Annotated in this window: 15 protein-coding genes; 12 read left to right on the plus strand and 3 right to left on the minus strand. The window is 61.6% G+C overall.

The genetic code is table 11. The features are described 5' to 3' along the window. Nucleotides 1–167: 167 nt before the first annotated feature. Nucleotides 168–1,310, plus strand: coding sequence for an alpha/beta hydrolase family protein (locus tag AB8A23_RS07415; RefSeq protein WP_439060021.1), 1,143 nt, complete (start codon nt 168–170; stop codon nt 1,308–1,310). 42 nt (nt 1,311–1,352) lie between these two features. Here AB8A23_RS07415 and AB8A23_RS07420 read toward each other — a convergent pair whose 3' ends face one another. Then, nucleotides 1,353–1,826, minus strand: a complete 474-nt coding sequence (locus AB8A23_RS07420) for a MarR family winged helix-turn-helix transcriptional regulator (RefSeq protein ID WP_309942281.1) — start codon at nt 1,824–1,826, stop codon at nt 1,353–1,355. 419 nt (nt 1,827–2,245) lie between these two features. Between AB8A23_RS07420 and AB8A23_RS07425 the strand changes: the two genes are divergently transcribed. From AB8A23_RS07425 to AB8A23_RS07465, 9 genes are all read left to right on the plus strand, one after another. Continuing rightward, nucleotides 2,246–3,793: a porin gene (locus tag AB8A23_RS07425; protein WP_439060020.1), complete on the plus strand. Its 1,548-nt coding sequence runs from the start codon at nt 2,246–2,248 to the stop codon at nt 3,791–3,793. Nucleotides 3,794–3,988: 195 nt separating this feature from the next. Beyond that, nucleotides 3,989–5,986 carry an O-linked N-acetylglucosamine transferase family protein gene (locus AB8A23_RS07430; protein ID WP_439060019.1) on the plus strand — a complete coding sequence of 666 codons (1,998 nt, stop codon included), beginning with the start codon at nt 3,989–3,991 and terminating at the stop codon, nt 5,984–5,986. A gap of 471 nt (nt 5,987–6,457) precedes the next feature. Then, nucleotides 6,458–6,664: a hypothetical protein gene (locus AB8A23_RS07435; RefSeq protein WP_068729538.1), complete on the plus strand. Its 207-nt coding sequence runs from the start codon at nt 6,458–6,460 to the stop codon at nt 6,662–6,664. 277 nt (nt 6,665–6,941) lie between these two features. Beyond that, nucleotides 6,942–7,841, plus strand: coding sequence for a LysR family transcriptional regulator (locus AB8A23_RS07440; protein WP_068729536.1), 900 nt, complete (start codon nt 6,942–6,944; stop codon nt 7,839–7,841). 178 nt (nt 7,842–8,019) lie between these two features. Further along, nucleotides 8,020–8,511, plus strand: a complete 492-nt coding sequence (locus tag AB8A23_RS07445; protein WP_439060018.1) for a formate dehydrogenase subunit gamma — start codon at nt 8,020–8,022, stop codon at nt 8,509–8,511. Further along, nucleotides 8,508–10,079: a formate dehydrogenase beta subunit gene (locus tag AB8A23_RS07450; RefSeq protein ID WP_231078882.1), complete on the plus strand. Its 1,572-nt coding sequence runs from the start codon at nt 8,508–8,510 to the stop codon at nt 10,077–10,079. The genes AB8A23_RS07445 and AB8A23_RS07450 overlap by 4 nt, the downstream gene beginning before the upstream one ends. 11 nt (nt 10,080–10,090) lie before the next feature. Continuing rightward, nucleotides 10,091–13,000, plus strand: coding sequence for a formate dehydrogenase subunit alpha (fdhF, locus tag AB8A23_RS07455; protein WP_439060017.1), 2,910 nt, complete (start codon nt 10,091–10,093; stop codon nt 12,998–13,000). 15 nt (nt 13,001–13,015) lie between these two features. Continuing rightward, nucleotides 13,016–13,873 carry a formate dehydrogenase accessory sulfurtransferase FdhD gene (gene fdhD / locus AB8A23_RS07460; RefSeq protein WP_439060016.1) on the plus strand — a complete coding sequence of 286 codons (858 nt, stop codon included), beginning with the start codon at nt 13,016–13,018 and terminating at the stop codon, nt 13,871–13,873. After that, complete coding sequence (locus AB8A23_RS07465; protein ID WP_068729526.1) at nt 13,845–14,072, plus strand: formate dehydrogenase subunit delta; 228 nt, start codon at nt 13,845–13,847, stop codon at nt 14,070–14,072. The genes fdhD and AB8A23_RS07465 overlap by 29 nt, the downstream gene beginning before the upstream one ends. 169 nt (nt 14,073–14,241) lie before the next feature. On the opposite strand, the gene AB8A23_RS07470 is transcribed toward AB8A23_RS07465, so the two are convergent. Continuing rightward, a complete protein-coding gene (locus tag AB8A23_RS07470; protein ID WP_089267781.1) occupies nt 14,242–14,514 on the minus strand; it encodes a BolA family protein in 273 nt (90 codons plus the stop codon). Nucleotides 14,515–14,651: 137 nt separating this feature from the next. On the opposite strand from AB8A23_RS07470, the gene AB8A23_RS07475 reads away from it, so the two are divergent. Together AB8A23_RS07475 and AB8A23_RS07480 are read left to right on the plus strand one after the other, a co-directional pair. Continuing rightward, nucleotides 14,652–15,308 (plus strand): J domain-containing protein, encoded by a 657-nt coding sequence (locus tag AB8A23_RS07475; RefSeq protein ID WP_089267780.1) that lies wholly within the window; start codon nt 14,652–14,654, stop codon nt 15,306–15,308. A gap of 402 nt (nt 15,309–15,710) precedes the next feature. Then, entirely contained in the window at nt 15,711–17,219 is a 1,509-nt protein-coding gene (locus AB8A23_RS07480) for a L,D-transpeptidase family protein (protein ID WP_439060015.1), read from the plus strand. A 30-nt stretch (nt 17,220–17,249) separates the two neighbouring features. Here the strand turns inward: AB8A23_RS07480 and AB8A23_RS07485 are convergent, their stop codons facing one another. Further along, complete coding sequence (locus AB8A23_RS07485) at nt 17,250–17,957, minus strand: MgtC/SapB family protein (protein WP_309942303.1); 708 nt, start codon at nt 17,955–17,957, stop codon at nt 17,250–17,252. Nucleotides 17,958–17,998: the final 41 nt, after the last annotated feature.

Here is a 17,998-nt window from a genome sequence, read left to right on the forward strand (position 1 = left end):
ATTCAATTGGTGCAGTTGCGGTATAATAATCATGCTTGCCCCCTCGTAAAGCGCGGATAATACTGCTGAAAAGTCAGACTCCTGAGTGTGTCTGGCAGTACACAAATGGGCGCAAGACCCATGCTTCTCGTCGATCTTCCAAGCGATCTCCGTCAAGGGCCAGGGATGTGACCATTATCGATTTCGGCAGGGCCATCCCATCGTCGCAGGGGCGCGGCTGGCAGCAATGGCCCGGCCATGAAGACTTTTCGCTGCAGTTCCTGCGCGTGCTGCGCGCGGCGCAGGAAGGCGGAAGTACCGTTTCGGAATGTTTCCTGGCGGCGGAGCGCATCAATCCGCGCGATGACGAGAGCTGGTATCGCGAATGGCATAGCGCGGCTGATATCAACCGTGAGCGCGCCGCGGAGGCGCTGGCCAGCGGCCGAATCCCGACGGCGCTGAGCAACTGGCTGCGCGCAGCCAACTACTATCGCACTGCTCAGGTCATGCTCGCTTGCAGCGATCCGCGGCAAGGCGCCGCCATCGCACTGATGCAGGATTGCGCCCGACTTTACGTGCAGCATGCAACGCCTGCCGGCGAGGTCGTCGAGATCCCGTGGCGGGACGGGGTGTTGCAGGGATACTTCGTTCCTGCGCCGTGCGCGACGCGGCCGCTGCCGGTCGTTCTCTGCGTCGTCGGGCAGGGCCACTACAAGGAAGAGCATCTGCACAGGGTGCCCAGCTACGCGCTGGAACGCGGTCTCTCGCTGTTGCTTGTCGATTTGCCCGGTCAATCTTATAGCCAGGAGATGATCGGGTCGCCTTGTCGGTATGAGGTCGAAACGGCGATCAGCGGCTGGGTCGATTTCCTGGCCGACCGCAGCGATATCGATCAGGAGCGAATTGCGATCTTCGGAGACGGCCTGGGAGCTGCCTTTGCGACGCGCGGCGCCAATCTCGACGACCGCTTTGCAGCAGCTGTTTGCGATGCCGGAATCTGGGAGCTTCACGAGCGCGCGTTTATTGCCAGCCGCATTTCAGGCCGGGCTGGTCTGGGCTGTCCGAGTGAAATCGAGGGCTTCAACAGCAGCAGTGTCGCCGCCAATATCAAATGCCCGGTCCTGGTTGCGATGGGCGAGCGCGACTGGCTCGATGTCGATCACGTCACGGAATGTTGCCGCGTCATGAAACAAAACGGCCTCGACATCGAACTGAAGATCTTCCGCGCGTCGGAAACGGTGGCCCCGCCCGCCCAGATCGATATTCCGACAGTGGGCAACGAATTCATTTTCGACTGGATTGTCGATCGTCTGCGCGCAGGGACGAAGTAGGGGCGCGGCTCGGTCGATTGACCGCCGCTCACCCGGCGATGGTCAGCTCTCGACTTCCAGCATCAGTGTCGCTTTTTCGAGGCGACTCTTGAGCCGGGACATGTGCTGTCCGATCTCCTTCAAGGCCTGCTCGTCGAAATCGCTGAGAATGAAATCCCCGAGCGACTCCCTGCGGGTTGATAGCGCGGAGATCTTCTTGCTGGCCTTGTCGGACAGCGACATCAGTACGACGCGGGCATCCTCGCGGGACGCGACGCGCCGCATGAAGCCATTCTTCTCGAGCATCTTGGATTGGGTGGTGACGAAGGAGGGGTCGACGTGGAGCATGGCGGAGACGTCCTTGACCGGCACGCCGTTGCCGCGATCGAGGTCGCTGACGGCCATCAGGATCATCCATTGCGGTCCGCTGATGCCGAGCTCCTTGGCCCAGAACTGTCGGATTCCCTCAAGATGGACGTTGATCGAGGCGATGTCCCAGATGAACTGTCGGATGATCTCCTGATTCTGGCCGGTCACCCAAATCGAAAGCTCATTTTCGTTCCAGCCCGCAGATCCCCCACGCATAGTCACCACTGCCCCGCCGGCCATTCCATCGTCCCACGCTTCTCAGAATTCTATAATTGTATCAGTGAATTGTGACGTGCAAACCACGATTTCGTGTGTTGCCGGGAAACCACACTGCATCGCGATAAAGTTACCTGAGTTCATAAAGTATTTTGCTTCTAAGAATTGCGCAGGCATTCTCAGTTTCGGCGATGGGGAAACCCTCGATCGTCCCGTTGAAGTAGTTCGCTTGAGTGCCTCGCGTTATGCGGGTGTTTCCGAAAGCGCGAAGTGCTCTAGCGGTTAGTTTGGGGACTTGGGGGACTAAATCTTCGGGCGCACGCGCCTGGCAGATCCGGAACCTTCCCTTTTGGACAACTTGGAGGTTTAACATGACGATGATTAAGAGCCTTATCCTCGGCTCGGCGGCGGGTCTGATCGCCATCGGCGGAGCTCAGGCAGCCGATCTTCCGGTGAAGGCCAAGGCAGTGGAATACGTGAAGATCTGCTCGCTCTACGGCGCAGGCTTCTACTACATCCCGGGCACCGATACCTGCATCAAGATCGGCGGCGCGATCCGTTTGGACGTTGCGTTCAACGGCAGCACCTACGACGTTCCGTTCTGGCAGGGTGGTGCCGGTGGCAACAATCTCTGGACCAAGAACTATTTCTCGACCCGTGAACGCGTCAACTTGACGACGGACACCCGCACCGCGACCGAATACGGCGTGGTTCGTACCTACGCGAACATCCAGTTCGACTTCCTCCAGGATCGTGAATCGATCGCTGGTGGTTACACCGAAGTCGACTACGCGTTCATCCAGTTCGCCGGCTTCACCTTCGGTAAGGCCGTTTCGCAGTTCGATCCCCAGTGGGCGCTTGCCAAGCCATACATCTCGTCGGGCTTCAACGCTGGTTCGAACAACGCAACCGGTATCCCGCAGCTCGCCTACACCGCTTCGTTCGGTAACGGCGTGTCGGGCACGATCTCGGTTGAGAACGGTTCGGCCTACCGCAACGCCGGCCTCTGGAACACCGACACCTTCATCGTCGGCCCGGGCGCTACGACCTTCACCGGTACGTTCTACGGTTCGAACTCGAACACCTTCCTGGGCAACGCCTACGGCGGCAACCACATTCCTGAAATCGTCGGCAACATCCGCCTCGATCAGGCTTGGGGCACCCTGCACTTCGCCGCTGCGATGCATGCTGCAACTCCTGGCTTCTACGCCACGGCTGCGGGCGGTGCAGGCAACGAGTCGCTCGGTCACGCTGACGACAAGTACGGCTTCGCTGTCACCGGCGCGGTCGAATTCAAGAACCTGCCCACCGGCGCAGGCGACAGCTTGAAGCTCGAAGCAACTTACGCCAAGGGCGCTGCCAAGTACGTCTTCGGCGGTACGACCGACACCGTCGGTGGTGGTCGTTACGCGAAGGTTGATGGTTCGACCCTCGGCTTCGGCTACGTGCTGGACGGCGTTTACAACAACGGTGGCCAGATCGTTCAGAGTGACGCATGGCAGGTCAGTGCTTTCTACGAGCACTACTGGACCCCGGCTTGGCGTACCTCGCTGTTCGGCAACTACAGCCACATCTCGTATGGTTCGGGTAACGCCGCTATGCTTGCTGCATTCTCGGCAGCCCCCGGCGCGACGGGTGGTCCGGGTGCGAATAGCTCGGCAGCCGCAGCTGCTCGCGCTGGCGTCTTCGCCGGCACCGGCAACTTCGACCTGGGTCTCGCCCAGATCGGTACCCGTACGGCCTGGACCCCGGTTCAGAACCTGACCCTGTCGGCTCAGTTTACCTACAGCCGTCTGGATCAGAACCTGAACGGCACCTACACTGCGGCCAGCATGTCGGGCAAGCCGGCTGGTACGGTCTTCACGACCGCCGACCAGAACCTCTACAACGGTTCGGTGCAGATCCTGCGCTCCTTCTAATTCTGATCGTCTCACGACGACCAGTCTTTGAAACAAAGACCCCCGGCAGGAAACTGCCGGGGGTTTTTGGTTTTATGGAGCCTCACCCGACTTCGTTCGCTCGAGCGGCGTTCTCGACGCCGCGGAGGCGGGCGTCTATACCGGGCGGCGTGGCCTCCGGCCGCGCAAGCCGTAAAGCCCGAAGTCCGCAGGATCATGGCGTCACCAGCTGAATTGTTTCAAAGCGCATTCGCAGCCTTCCAGCAGGGCCGCCTCCAGGAGGCCGAGCGCGGGTTCAGCAAGTTCTTGCGGAAGGATCCAAAGCATTTCCCAGCGCTGAATATTCTCGCCATCGTCCTGGTCGCGCTGAAGCGCCATGCGGAGGCCGAGCCGCATCTGAAGGCGGCCCTGCGCATCGATGCGACGTCGGATGCCACCTTCTACAACTACGGACTGGTGCTGAAGGCGCTGAACCGGCCGGACGAGGCATTGCAGCGTTTTACCGAAGCGCTGGCACTCAATCCCGGTAATGCCGAAACGCTGAATAACCGTGGCACGGTTCTGAACGATCTGCGCGACTACCCGGCTGCGCTGGCGGATTTCGATCGCGCGTTAGCGCTCAACCCGCGCTATGCCGCAGCATTCTTCAACAAAAGCAAGTCGCTGGCGGAGTTGAAGCGCTATGACGTGGCGCTTGCAGCATGCGGGTCGGCGCTCGCCTTGCAGTCCGATCTGGCGGAAGCCTGGTTTGGCCGCGGTTACATCTTTGGCCAGATGCGGATGCCGGCTAAAGCGGTGGAGGCCTATGGCCGCGCACGCCAACTCAATCCGGACCTGCCACTCCTGAAAGGCAATCTGCTGCATCAGAAAATGCTGGTCTGCGACTGGCATGACACGAATGCGCTGATTGCCGAGATCGAGGTTGATCTCATAGCCGGCAAACTGGCCGCCGAGCCATTCGGTTGGCAGGGCGTCGCCACCTCGGAACGCAGCCTGCAGCGCTGCGCCGAACTGACCAACGCCTCACGTTTTCCTCTGCAAGCCCCGCTGCTGCGTGCTTCCTCGACCGGGCCGAATGCAAAAATTCGCGTCGGCTATCTCTCCGGTGAATTTCGACAGCAGGCGACCTCGCTGCTGCTGGTTGGTGTGCTGGAGCAGCACGACAAAAGCGCGTTCGAGATTTTCGCCATCGACAACGGGTATGACGACGGCAGCGACATCAGGCGACGCATCGCTGGCGCCGTGGATGGGATCGTCGATATCTCCACACTGAGCGATCCGCAGGCGGTAAACGCCATTCGTGCGCAGCGCATCGACATCCTCGTCAATCTCAACGGCTATTTCGGCGAGCAGCGCACCGGCGTATTCGCGCGCAGGGCCGCGCCGGTGCAGGTCAATTATCTCGGCTTTCCCGGCACGCTCGGCGCGGGTTTCATGGATTACATCCTCGCCGATCAGCACGTCCTGCCGCCCGAGCACCGGCAATTCTATAGCGAGAAGGTGGCCTGGTTGCCGAATTGCTATCAGGCCAATGACGATCGCCGGGAGATATCGACGCGTGCATTCGCGCGCGCGGAGGTCGGTTTGCCTGCGCAGGGCTTCGTGTTCTGTTGCTTCAACAATGCCTACAAGATCACGCCCGATGTCTTCGATAGCTGGACGCGGATTCTGTCAGCCGTTGACGGTAGCGTTCTCTGGCTGCTCGAGGACAGCGCTGCGGCTGTGGCGAATCTGCGCCGCGAAGCGGAATTGCGGGGCATCGACCCCGCGCGTCTCGTGTTTGCCGCGCGCATGCTGCCGGCCGAGCACCTGGCGCGGCATCGTTGTGCGGATCTATTTCTCGATACGTTGCCGTACAATGCGCATACGACAGCGAGCGACGCATTATGGGCTGGATTGCCGTTGCTGACGTGTCGTGGAGAGACCTTTGCAGGGCGCGTTGCCGCGAGTCTTCTGCAGAATCTGGGTGTGCCGGAGTTGATTGCCGCGAAGCGAGATGACTATGAGCGTATGGCGATCGAACTGGCGGAAAATCCCGAGCGGTTGTCGTCGATCCGGGAGAAATTATCGGCCAATCGTCTGAACATGCCGGCCTTCGACACCCGGCGTCTGGCGCGTGATATCGAAACCGCATTTCGCAAGATGGCCGAACGGGCCCGGGCAGGGCTGGCGCCAGCCCACATCGTGTTTCCCGCTAACGATAGCGGCCAATAATATATTTGATTGAGCAAATCAGGTATTGCGCTCAACATTCTGGCTCATGTAATATTTTCGTGCGCAGCCGGCAAATTTTTGACGGCCCTAGGTCTTCAAGGAGACTCGCGCACTCTGCTGTAAATCTCCGAAACCACCGGCAATGCCCTGCCGGTGGTTTTTCGGCTTTTTTGGGGCCAGTTTCGAGTGGCCCGCTGGTATTCCAGGATTATTGCTAACGCGGAAAGGGCGCGGGAACTGTGTCACGCCGGCACGCCCTTGAATCAGTCCAACCCCCTCTGAAAACGGCAGAATTGCTGCTGAACAGATCGGCAGCATGAGATGGAATCTGTCGCAGAGGCGTCCGAATTATGACCTGTTGCCCATCGTTGCATATCAGGACTGACGAGCTATCTGACCGAAATTGCTAGAGATTTCTTGCTTTTTGAGCAAGTTGTGGCTAAAAGCCGCTCATCGTGGAGAGTATGAATAATGGCGCATAACTACGCAATTAATGAGGACGTTCACCACCAGCTGCAGGGGCCGCAGGGCCGTTCCACCATCAAGGAACGCAGCATCTACACCATCACCTCTCGCCTTCCGATCGAAGCCGATGGTCGCCCGCGTTACCGGATCAAGAGCAAGTCCGAGAACATCGAGCGTGTCGTGACCGAAGAGCAGATCAGCCGCCTGGGTTGATCTCGGATCGGCCTTCTTGCTGATCGTACTTGCCGTTTGCTGTCGTCGCCGGGGCCTTGGACCCCGCGACGAAGCAGACCGCCCCAAAGACCCCAACCAGATTCTATCTTGAAGCGGGAAGCTTGGCCGGGGCTGATCTCTACTCGTCCTGCTGCGATGGTTGCGGCAAAGCGGCTTCGCACCATATGCTTTGCCCCGAGGGCGGGTACCGAAGGCCACACACGCGATCGTCGCGCCGCACCTCGGCAAAAATGATGTGGTCGGAGCGGGGCGTCCCTTGATCGAAAAACTTGAACTGCTGTTGTCGCTGGCGAAGGAACGGCATTTCGGCCGCGCCGCGGAAGCTTGCGGCGTGACGCAGCCCACCATGTCCACCAGCCTCAAGCAGCTCGAGGACATGCTCGGCGTGATGTTGGTGCAGCGCGGCTCGCGCTTCCAGGGGTTTACGCCGGAAGGCGAACGTGCGCTCGACTGGGCACGCCGCATCGTCGGCGATGCTCGCGCGATGAAGCAGGAAATCAACGGCCTCAAGGACAGTCTGTCCGGCGAGATCCGCATCGCCGCAATTCCTACGGTGCTCGGCATGGTCGCCTCACTGACGACGCCGTTTCGTGCGCGGCATCCCGATGTGCGGTTTCGCATCGTGTCCTGCACCTCCACGGCCGTGCTCGGTCTGCTTGAAAATCTCGAAGTCGATGCGGGCCTGACCTACATCGAGAACGAACCGCTCGGCAAAGTGCGTTCGATCCCGCTTTATAAAGAAAGCTACCGGCTGCTGACCTCGCCGGACAGCATGTTCGGCGATCGCAAGAGTGTCACCTGGTCCGAAGTCGGCCAGGTGCCGCTGTGCCTGCTGACCCCCGATATGCAGAATCGACGCATCATCGATCGTGCCCTGAAGTCGGTCGGCGCCGAGGCGATGCCGATGCTGACGTCGAATTCGATTATCGTGCTCTATACCCATGTGAAGACCGGCCGCTGGGCCAGCGTGATGCCGGCCAAGTTGGCGGAGACGCTGGGTCTGACCGCCAATGACTCGGTCCGTATGATCCCGATCGTCGATCCTGTGGTGAATTATGGCGTCGGCCTCGTGGTGCCCCAGCGCGATCCCATGACCCCGCTGGTGGCGACGCTGGTGCAGATCGCCCGGGAGGTTGCGCCGTCGCTGGAGGCGTAAGACCTTCGTTTCGGGCGCTGTAATTGCTGCGCTGCAACCAAGCTAACCATTTCAAATTCATCGATTTCGCCGGGTGTCGATACCGTTTCCGTATCGCAGCATGAGACAGCTTTATTGATCTTTGGATCGATTCCAATTTTGATTGGTTTTCCAGTCATAAGATCAATCGAGTACCGGGATGAACGCAGCCTACGAGCCGAATGCTTATGAGCCTTGGAATGCCGACCGAGGCACCGAGATCATCGAGAGCCTGTCCCATGTGGAAGGCGGCGTGATCGTGATTCTGCATGCGATGCAGGAAGCCTTCGGCTATGTGCCGGAGCCGGCAATCCCGATGATCGCGCTGGCGCGTAACCTGTCGCGCGCCGAGGTCCATGGCGTGTTCACTTTCTACCATGACTTCCGCCACGAGCCGGCCGGCAAGCATGTGCTGAAGATCTGCCGCGCGGAGGCTTGCCAGGCGGCTGGCGGCGATGCACTTGCGGCGCGCGCGGAAGCGAAATTGGGTGTAAAGTTTGGAAACACGACGGCGGATCAGCGTGTTACGTTGGAGCCGATCTATTGCCTCGGGCTCTGCGCCACAGCGCCATCGGCGATGCTCGATGGCCGTCTGGTTGGCCGCCTCGATGAGAAGCGCATCGATGCGCTGGTCGCGGAGGCACAGCGATGACATCGTCTGATAAAACTCTGAAGATCTACATTCCGCGGGATGCGGCCGCCGTTTCCGTCGGCGCCGATGAACTCGTCAGTGCCTTCGAAGCGGAGGCTCAAAAGCGCAAGCTTGCAATCGAGATCATTCGCCCCGGTTCGCGCGGATTGCTGTGGCTGGAGCCGATGATCGAAGTCGCGACGCCGGAAGGCCGTGTCGCCTTCGGGCCGGTCGAAGAGAAAGACGTTGCGTCGGTGCTCGATGCGATGGTCGCAAACGGCTCTCACGCGCTGCGTCTTGGTGTCGCGGAAGAGATTCCGTGGCTCAAGAAGCAGACGCGTCTGACCTTTGTGCGCTGCGGCGTCGTCGATCCCCGGTCGGTCGAGGATTACATCGCGCATGATGGCTACAGGGGCCTCACGCGCGCGCTGACGCTGGATAGCGCCGGCATCATTGCCGACGTCACCACATCCGGCCTGCGTGGCCGCGGTGGCGCTGGCTTCCCGACCGGTATCAAGTGGAAGACCGTTGCCGATACCAAAGCCGATCGTAAATTCATCGTCTGCAATGCGGACGAGGGCGACAGCGGCACCTTCGCTGACCGCATGATCATGGAAGGCGATCCCTTCGTGGTGATCGAGGGCATGACCATCGCGGGCATCGCTGTGGGGGCAACCAAGGGCTATATCTATATCCGGTCGGAATATCCGCATGCCGTCGAGGCGATGAATGAGGGTATCGCTGCCGCCAAGCGCGCCGGTTATCTCGGCGACAAGATTCGCGGCTCGGCGCACGCATTCGATCTCGAAGTCCGCGTCGGCGCCGGCGCCTATGTCTGCGGCGAGGAGACCTCACTGCTGGAGAGTCTCGAAGGCCGTCGCGGCATCGTCCGCGCCAAGCCGCCGCTGCCGGCGCATAAAGGCCTGTTCGGCAAGCCGACGGTCATCAACAACGTGCTCTCGTTTGCGGCGATCCCGTTCATCCTCGACAACGGCGCCAAGGCCTATGCGGATTACGGCATGGGCCGCTCACGCGGTACGATGCCGATCCAGCTCGCGGGTAACATCAAGTTCGGCGGCCTCTTCGAAGTCGCTTTCGGCATCACGCTGGGTGAGCTGATTGATGATATCGGCGGCGGCACCTTCACCGGCAAGCCGGTCCGCGCGGTGCAGGTCGGCGGTCCGCTCGGTGCCTACTTCCCGCGCGAATTGTTCGACACGCCGTTCGACTACGAGGCTTTCGCCAAGCGTGACGGCCTGATCGGCCACGGCGGCATCGTGGTGTTCGACGACACCGTCGATATGTCGAAGCAGGCGCGCTTTGCGATGGAATTCTGCGCCATCGAATCCTGCGGCAAGTGCACGCCGTGCCGCATCGGCTCCACCCGTGGCGTTGAGACCATCGACAAGATCCGCCGCGGCGAACGCGTCGCCGAGAACATCGCCGTGCTGCAGGACCTCAGCAACACCATGAAGTTCGGTTCGCTCTGTGCGCTGGGCGGCTTCACGCCGTATCCGGTGATGAGTGCGCTGAAACATTTCCCCGGGGATTTCGGCCCGGCGCCATCGCGCCTTCAGGCCGCAGAGTAAAGGAGCAACACATGTCGCTCGTTCACGAAATCGATTTTGGTACGCCGCGTTCGAAGTCCGAAAAGATGGTCACGCTGACCATTGACGGGCAGAGTGTCTCGGTGTCCGAGGGCACCTCGATCATGCGCGCCGCCATGGAGATGGGCACGCAGATTCCGAAACTCTGCGCCACCGACATGGTGGATGCCTTCGGCTCCTGTCGTCTCTGTCTCGTCGAGATCGAAGGCCGCGCGGGCACGCCGGCCTCCTGCACCACGCCGGCCATGGAAGGCCTCGTGGTTCATACCCAGAATGCGCGGCTCGCGGCGCTGCGCAAGGGCGTGATGGAGCTCTATATCTCCGACCATCCGCTCGACTGTCTCACCTGCGCCGCCAATGGCGATTGCGAATTGCAGGACATGGCCGGCGCCGTCGGCCTGCGCGACGTGCGTTACGGCTATGACGGCGAGAACCATGTGTTCGCCAAGTCTGGCCCGAAGCACAATCACAATTCGCCGGAAGCCTGCGAAAATGATCACTGGATGGCAAAGGACGAGTCGAATCCGTACTTCACCTATGACCCCTCCAAGTGCATCGTCTGCTCGCGCTGCGTCCGCGCCTGCGAAGAAGTACAGGGCACTTTCGCGCTGACGATCTCCGGCCGCGGCTTCGAGAGCCGCGTCTCGCCGGGCATGAGCGAGAGCTTCCTGGGTTCGGAATGCGTGTCCTGCGGCGCCTGCGTGCAGGCCTGCCCGACCGCGACGCTGACCGAGAAGGCCGTGATCGAGATCGGCCAGCCTGAGCACTCCGCTGTGACCACCTGCGCCTATTGCGGCGTCGGCTGTACCTTCAAGGCGGAAATGCGCGGCGAGGAACTGGTGCGCATGGTGCCGTACAAGGACGGCAAGGCCAATCGCGGCCATTCCTGCGTCAAGGGCCGTTTCGCCTGGGGCTATGCGAACCACAAGGAGCGTATCCTCAATCCGATGATCCGCGAGAAGATCACCGATCCATGGCAGGAAGTGTCATGGGATGAGGCCTTCAATTTCGCGGCCAAGAAGTTCAAGGGCATCCAGGCCAAATACGGCAAAGACTCCATCGGCGGCATCACCTCGTCGCGCTGCACCAATGAAGAAGTATTCGTGGTGCAGAAGCTGATCCGCGCCGGCTTCGGCAACAACAACGTTGATACCTGCGCGCGCGTCTGCCATTCGCCGACCGGCTACGGCCTGTCCTCGACCTTTGGTACCTCGGCCGGCACGCAGGATTTCGACTCGGTGGAAGATACCGATGTCGTGATGATCATCGGCGCCAACCCGACCGATGGCCATCCGGTGTTTGCATCGCGCCTGAAGAAGCGTTTGCGCGCCGGCGCCAAGCTGATCGTGGTCGATCCGCGCCAAACCGATATCGTGCGCTCGGCCCATATCGAGGCACAGCACCATCTGCCCCTGATGCCCGGCACCAATGTCGCCGTGCTCACCGCGCTGGCCCATGTCATCGTCACCGAAGGCCTCGCCGACGAGACATTCATCCGCGAGCGCTGTGACTGGAGCGAGTTTGAGGACTGGGCGGCCTTCGTCGCGCAGCCGAACCACAGCCCCGAAGCCACCGCCATCATGACCGGCGTCGATCCGAAGGAGCTGCGCGCCGCCGCCCGTTTGTTCGCCACCGGTGGCAACGGTGCGATCTATTACGGTCTCGGCGTCACCGAGCACAGTCAGGGTTCGACCACCGTAATCGCGATCGCGAACCTCGCGATGGCGACCGGCAATATCGGTCGTCCCGGCGTCGGCGTGAATCCGCTGCGCGGCCAGAACAACGTGCAGGGCTCCTGCGACATGGGCTCGTTCCCGCACGAGCTGCCGGGCTACCGCCACATCTCGGGCGATGCGGTGCGCGAGCAGTTCGAAGCGATGTGGAACGTCAAGCTCAACAGTGAGCCGGGCCTGCGCATTCCCAACATGTTCGATGCCGCCACCGAAGGCACTTTCATGGGCCTCTACGTGCAGGGCGAAGACATCCTGCAGTCCGACCCCAACACCAAGCATGTGGTCGCGGCGCTGTCGGCGATGGAATGCGTCATCGTCCACGACCTGTTCCTGAACGAGACCGCCAACTACGCCCACGTGTTCTTCCCGGGCTCCACCTTCCTGGAGAAGAACGGCACTTTCACCAATGCCGAACGTCGCATTCAGCGCGTCCGCAAGGTGATGTCGCCGAAAAATGGTCTTGAGGATTGGGAAGTGACCTTGGGATTCGCCAAGGCACTCGGCTATGAGATGTCCTACAATCACCCCTCGGAGATCATGGACGAAATCGCGGCGCTGACGCCGACTTTCGCCGGCGTCTCCTATGCGAAGCTGGAGGAGGTTGGTTCGGTGCAGTGGCCGTGTAACGAGAAGCAGCCTCTGGGCACGCCGATCATGCATATGGACGGCTTCGTACGCGGCAAGGGCAAGTTCATGCTCACCGAATACATCGCCACCGACGAGCGTACCGGCCCCCGTTTTCCGCTGCTGCTCACCACCGGCCGTATTCTCAGCCAGTACAATGTCGGCGCGCAGACACGGCGCACCGAGAATGTGGTCTGGCATGAAGAGGATCGTCTGGAGCTGCATCCGCATGACGCCGAACTGCGCGGCATCCGCGACGGCGACTGGGTGAAGCTGCAGAGCCGCGCCGGCGAGACGACGTTGCGCGCGCTGCTAACCGAGCGTATGGCGCCGGGCGTGGTCTATACAACCTTCCATCACCCGACCACGCAGGCCAACGTCATCACCACCGAGTTCTCTGACTGGGCCACCAACTGCCCGGAATACAAGGTGACCGCGGTGCAGATCTCGCCCTCGAACGGTCCGTCCGAGTGGCAGAAGGAATATGACGAGCAGGCTCGCCAGTCGCGCCGGATCGCCATGCCTGTCGTGGAAGCCGCGGAGTAGGTCTGGAAACCAAAGATGTACGAGCCGGTTCGCTCAGTCCCCCGCAAGATCTGGCGCCAGTCCGGCGTCAGCGAGGGGCTGCGCGCGGTGCCGGAAGAGACCGCGTTGGCGATCACCTATAATGGCGGCACCTATGCCGTCATGATGGGGACGCCGCAGGACTATCGCGACTTCGCCTACGGCTTCAGTCTGAGCGAGGGCGTGGTCACCTCGATCAACGAGATCGAGAGTTTCGAGGCCGTTGAATTCGACGATGGCGTCGAGCTGCGCATGTGGCTCGCAGGCGAGAAGGCCGAGAGCATCAGCGCGCGGCGCCGGCAGATCGCCGGACCGACGGGCTGCGGTCTGTGCGGCATCGACTCGATTTCTGAAGCCGTTAAGCCGGCGGCCATCGTAGCGCCCGGCGGCGTGTTCTCCTTCGAGCAGATCATGGCGGCGATGGAGACGCTGTCGCCGCTGCAGAAGGTCAACATCCAGACCCGCGCCGTGCACGCCGCGGCGTTCTGGACTCCGGCCGACGGCATCGTCGCGTTGCGTGAGGATGTCGGCCGTCATAATGCGCTCGACAAGCTGGCCGGCGCGTTGGCGCAGGCCAAGGTCGATGCAGGGCAGGGCATGGTGCTGCTCACCAGCCGCGTCTCCGTCGAGATGGTGCAGAAGACGGCGGCCATCGGCGCGCCGCTCATGGTGTCGGTCTCGGCCCCCACCGCACTGGCCATCCGCATGGCGGAAGCCGCAGGCATTACGTTGGCCGCGATCGCGCGCAGCGACGGGTTCGAAGTTTTCACACATCAGCATCGCGTGCGTCAGCACGGCGTCACCGCGGATGCATCAGGGCAAGAGCATGGACACCCACACATCGACGTCGCCTGACCGGCTGATCTACATGGCCAACCAGATCGGCGACTTCTTCAACAGCCAGGGCCACGATCACGCCGTGGCCGGCATTGCCGAGCACATCAAGAAGTTCTGGGATCCGCGCATGCGGAAGAAGATCTTCGAACATCTGGATGCGGGCGGCGCCGGGCTGAAGCCGAACGTCCTCGAGGCGATCGCGTCGCTGAAGAAGTAGGACCAGCCCACACTCGTCATTCCGGGGCGGGGGCGCGTCTTCGTGCGCGCGAACCCGGAAGCTGGACATGGCTTGGCGCTGTTGGAGACTCCCATGCTGAGATTCCGGGTCGTGATCGCCAAGCGGCGCTCGCGCCCCGGAATGAGGGTGTAGGGTGCCGCGACGAAACCTAGCCCGCTTCCTTCGGCGTCTGCGGTTTCAGCGCCAGCGCATGTACCGTTCCCGCGAGTTCCGCCGCCAGCAGTTCGTTGATCATGCGATGGCGGTCGATCCGGCTCTTCCCTTCGAAGGCCTCCGACACAATATTGACCCTGAAGTGGGTTTCACCCTCCGGGCGGTGGCCCATGTGACCGGCATGCAGATGCGATTCATCTGAAACGTCGAGGCTGAGGGGCGCGAAAGCCTCTGTCAGCTTCTTTGTGATGTTATCTTTCATGGTCATGATGGCCGGCTTAGCGGTTCGCCCCACTCATGGTCAATCACGATGTGGCGACCATATTGGTGCGGCGCAAGGCGCCGAATGAGGTAATCGGAATGTCAAGACTTGAAGCTTTTTGCATTGCGTTGTCATAGTCAGCCATGCCCATCGACTCATCCAAATTCTTCGACAGCATCCGTATCAAGCCGAACAAGCTGAGCGCGAAGCAGCAGGCCGCTGCGCGCGAAGAAGCTATTATGTGCGAGTGGCCCGAGTGCAAGAACAAGGGTCCGCACCGCGCGCCCAAGGGCCGCGCGCAGGACAAGGAATACTGGCACTTCTGCCTGAACCATGTCCGCGAATACAATCAGGGCTACAACTTCTTCCAGGGTATGGCCCCAGACGCGGTCGCCAAGTACCAGAAGGATGCGCTGACCGGCCACCGTCCGACCTGGAAGATGGGCGCCAATGGCTCTGCGGACAAAACCAAGGCCGGGCAGCCCGACCTCGATGGCGCGATCGATCCGTTTGCCATGTTCAATGAGATGAACGGCATGGGTATGGGGCGCGGCCGGGCCCGCAAGCCGCAGCAGCCGATCAAGGAAGAAACCCGCAAGATCTTCAATGCCGAGCGCAAGGCGCTGCAAGTCATGGGTCTCGGCCCCAGTGCGACGCTGGACGACGTCAAGGCGCAGTACAAGGCGCTGGTGAAGCAGCACCACCCCGACGCCAATGGCGGCGACCGCTCCACCGAGGACCGGTTGATCGAAATCATCAAGGCTTACAACTACTTGAAGACCGTGGTCCGGGGCTCCTGAGGCGCTCCGAGATTGTCCACGCACGCGATTGCTAATGTTCGCCGTGCCCGGCCAGCGCGAAGCGAGCTTTGCTGGATGTGCCGGGCATTCACGTCTCTGGCGGCGAGTGAACAAAGACGTGGGTGGCCGAGACAAGCCCGCCATGACGGTCGAGAGCGCTGCCAAACTATTAAGCATACCCCACCGTCGCCTGCTTAATTCGCCTTCCCGCCAGATACCGCCGCAATTCCGCCCGGCCTGAGATCTTCAATCTCTGTTGACCATCGCCGGAACGGAACCTGCTGCTCACGGCCAGTTGCCTTGCGAGCAAGGGACCTTAAGGCTAATATTTGCGTACGAATAAGGGCTCATTTGTCTTTATTCCTTGGGGTGTCGACGTCCCGTCGGCTGCGGAGCTTGGCTTTGAAACATCGCTCGCTTGTTCGCGCGCTGCTGACGTCGGTCGTACTTGCGACAGGCGTGGTGCTGGCCGGCTGCAACGGCGAAGACATGTCGCTCGCCAGCAACGCGAAGGCCAACCAGCCCGTTCCTCCCAAGCTCGTCGCCGAGATGACTGAAAAGGACATGGACCTGCAGTCGCCGATGCTGGTTCGTGTGTTCAAGCAGGAAGCCGAACTCGAAGTCTGGAAGCAGAACCGCTCCGGCCAGTTTGCACTGCTGAAGACCTATCCGATCTGTCGCTGGTCCGGCGACCTCGGTCCGAAGGTCAAGGAAGGCGATCGTCAGGCACCGGAAGGCTTCTACTCGATCACGCCGGCGCAGATGAATCCGCGCTCGTCCTATTATCTCTCCTTCAATACCGGTTTCCCCAACGCCTTTGACAAGTCGCTGGGACGCACCGGTTCGCAGCTGATGGTGCACGGCGATTGCTCGTCGCGGGGCTGTTTCGCCATGACCGACGAACAGATCGCCGAGATCTATTCGCTGGGCCGTGAATCCTTCTTCGGCGGACAGCGCTCGTTCCAGTTCGCGGCGTTTCCGTTCAAGATGACGCCGGTCAACATGGCCAAGCATCGCAACAACCCGAACATGCCGTTCTGGAAGATGATCAAGCAGGGCTATGATCATTTCGAAGTGACGCGGCAGGAGCCGAAGGTCGAGTTCTGCGAGAACAAGTATGTGTTCGATCCGGCCGCACCTGCAGGATCGACCAAGCCGCTGGTGTTCAATGCCTCGGCCAAGTGCCCAGTCTACCAGATTCCGTCCGAGATCGCCGATGCCGTCAGCGCCAAGCAGGCGCAGGATGATGCGAAGATTGCCGAACTGGTTGCCAAGGGCACGCCGGTCGCACAGCGCCGTCCCGATATCGACGGCGGCATGAACCGCGTCTTCGCCTCCAAACTGCCCGATGGCGCCACCGGCCTGTCGGATCCGGAGCCGCCGGGCGTGCAGACCGCCGCCTATTCGCGCGCACCGGGCACGATCCCGCCGCACGTCAATCCGCCGAAGGCCAATGCTGCGGCCTCGACGTCCTATTCGGCCTCGCTGTTCGCAGCGTCGGAGGAACCCGTCGTCGCCGCGCCCTCCACGCGTGTCGCGTCGGCCTCGTCGGATGGTGGCTTCTTCAGCAATCTCGCCAAGAAGGTCGGCATCGGCGGCTCGGAAACGACCGCCACCGCAACTACGGCGCCAGCCGCTCCCGTGCCGACACCGGCCGCAAAGCCGAAGGCCGTCGCCAGCAAGGCCGCCCCGTCGGCTGCTCCTGCGACGCCTGCTTCTGTAGCTGCAGCGAAGCCGGCCGCTGCACCCGCACCGCTCGTCGCCACCCCACGCCCGCCGCTCAAGCCGACGCTGTCGGCCGAACCATCCACGCCAGCCTCCGGCGGCGGCGCCGGCACAGCCGCGCTGTCAGGCGCAGCCCCGGTCGTGTCCGCGAATTCGTTCACGGATCGCTTCTCGGCGATGCGCTGAGGCGCGTCGCTCTTCCTGCAGACATATCGCTCACGTGTGATTGGCGCCGTGGTCGCTGACGCGTTTGACAATACTCACCTGACGCACGCCATCGAGCTCCTGCAGCTTCGAAGGATAGCTCGCGATATCCTGTGACGACACCTTGCTAAGCAGGATCGAGAGCTGGTCGGTGCCCTGGGGATCGCGGCTTTCCACCAGGAAGCGCTTCACCTGGCCGGCGCGCAGCGAGAGTGTCTCGCGCAGCAATTCCGGCGTCAGGCCGTTGTTCTCGACTTCCACCTTCAGCATGCAGGTCTGGTTGCGCGAACGATAGGCCTCCTCGAGCGGCTTGATACCGACGAGGATGATCAGGATGATCACCGTCGATGCGCCGGCCGCGAGATACAATCCGCCGCCGACTGCGAGCCCGATCGCCGCCACCGTCCAGATGCTTGCCGCCGTGGTCAGTCCCTTGACGATCTCGCCGCGCGCCAGGATCGATCCCGCACCGAGAAAGCCGATGCCGGACACCACCTGCGCTGCGATACGCGATGGATCGAGCACGACATTGGATTGCGTGAGCAGGATGTTGGAGAAGCCGTATTGTGAGACCAGCATGATCAGGCAGGAGCCGACGCAGACCAGCATATGCGTGCGGATGCCCGCGGCCCAGAGCAGCCGCTCCCGCTCGAAACCGATCAGACTGCCGAGCGCCGCGGCGGAGATCAGGCGGATCAACATTTCGGAATTGGACATCATCGGCACGCCCTCTCATTCCTGCGGCCGCTCGTGTCGGCACG

Source organism: Tardiphaga sp. 619_E2_N8_4 (assembly GCF_051810905.1).
GTDB classification, from domain to species: Bacteria; Pseudomonadota; Alphaproteobacteria; order Rhizobiales; family Xanthobacteraceae; genus Tardiphaga; species Tardiphaga robiniae.

What these genes read in the sequence shown, in the direction of transcription:
- AB8A23_RS07470 (WP_089267781.1), bottom strand. Translation starts at nt 14,514, where the DNA reads ATGACCATGAAAGATAACATCACAAAGAAGCTGACAGAGGCTTTCGCG.
- AB8A23_RS07435 (WP_068729538.1), top strand. Translation starts at nt 6,458, where the DNA reads ATGGCGCATAACTACGCAATTAATGAGGACGTTCACCACCAGCTGCAG.
- fdhD (WP_439060016.1), top strand. Translation starts at nt 13,016, where the DNA reads ATGTACGAGCCGGTTCGCTCAGTCCCCCGCAAGATCTGGCGCCAGTCC.
- fdhF (WP_439060017.1), top strand. Translation starts at nt 10,091, where the DNA reads ATGTCGCTCGTTCACGAAATCGATTTTGGTACGCCGCGTTCGAAGTCC.
- AB8A23_RS07425 (WP_439060020.1), top strand. Translation starts at nt 2,246, where the DNA reads ATGACGATGATTAAGAGCCTTATCCTCGGCTCGGCGGCGGGTCTGATC.
- AB8A23_RS07475 (WP_089267780.1), top strand. Translation starts at nt 14,652, where the DNA reads ATGCCCATCGACTCATCCAAATTCTTCGACAGCATCCGTATCAAGCCG.
- AB8A23_RS07465 (WP_068729526.1), top strand. Translation starts at nt 13,845, where the DNA reads ATGGACACCCACACATCGACGTCGCCTGACCGGCTGATCTACATGGCC.
- AB8A23_RS07445 (WP_439060018.1), top strand. Translation starts at nt 8,020, where the DNA reads ATGAACGCAGCCTACGAGCCGAATGCTTATGAGCCTTGGAATGCCGAC.
- AB8A23_RS07485 (WP_309942303.1), bottom strand. Translation starts at nt 17,957, where the DNA reads ATGATGTCCAATTCCGAAATGTTGATCCGCCTGATCTCCGCCGCGGCG.
- AB8A23_RS07450 (WP_231078882.1), top strand. Translation starts at nt 8,508, where the DNA reads ATGACATCGTCTGATAAAACTCTGAAGATCTACATTCCGCGGGATGCG.
- AB8A23_RS07430 (WP_439060019.1), top strand. Translation starts at nt 3,989, where the DNA reads ATGGCGTCACCAGCTGAATTGTTTCAAAGCGCATTCGCAGCCTTCCAG.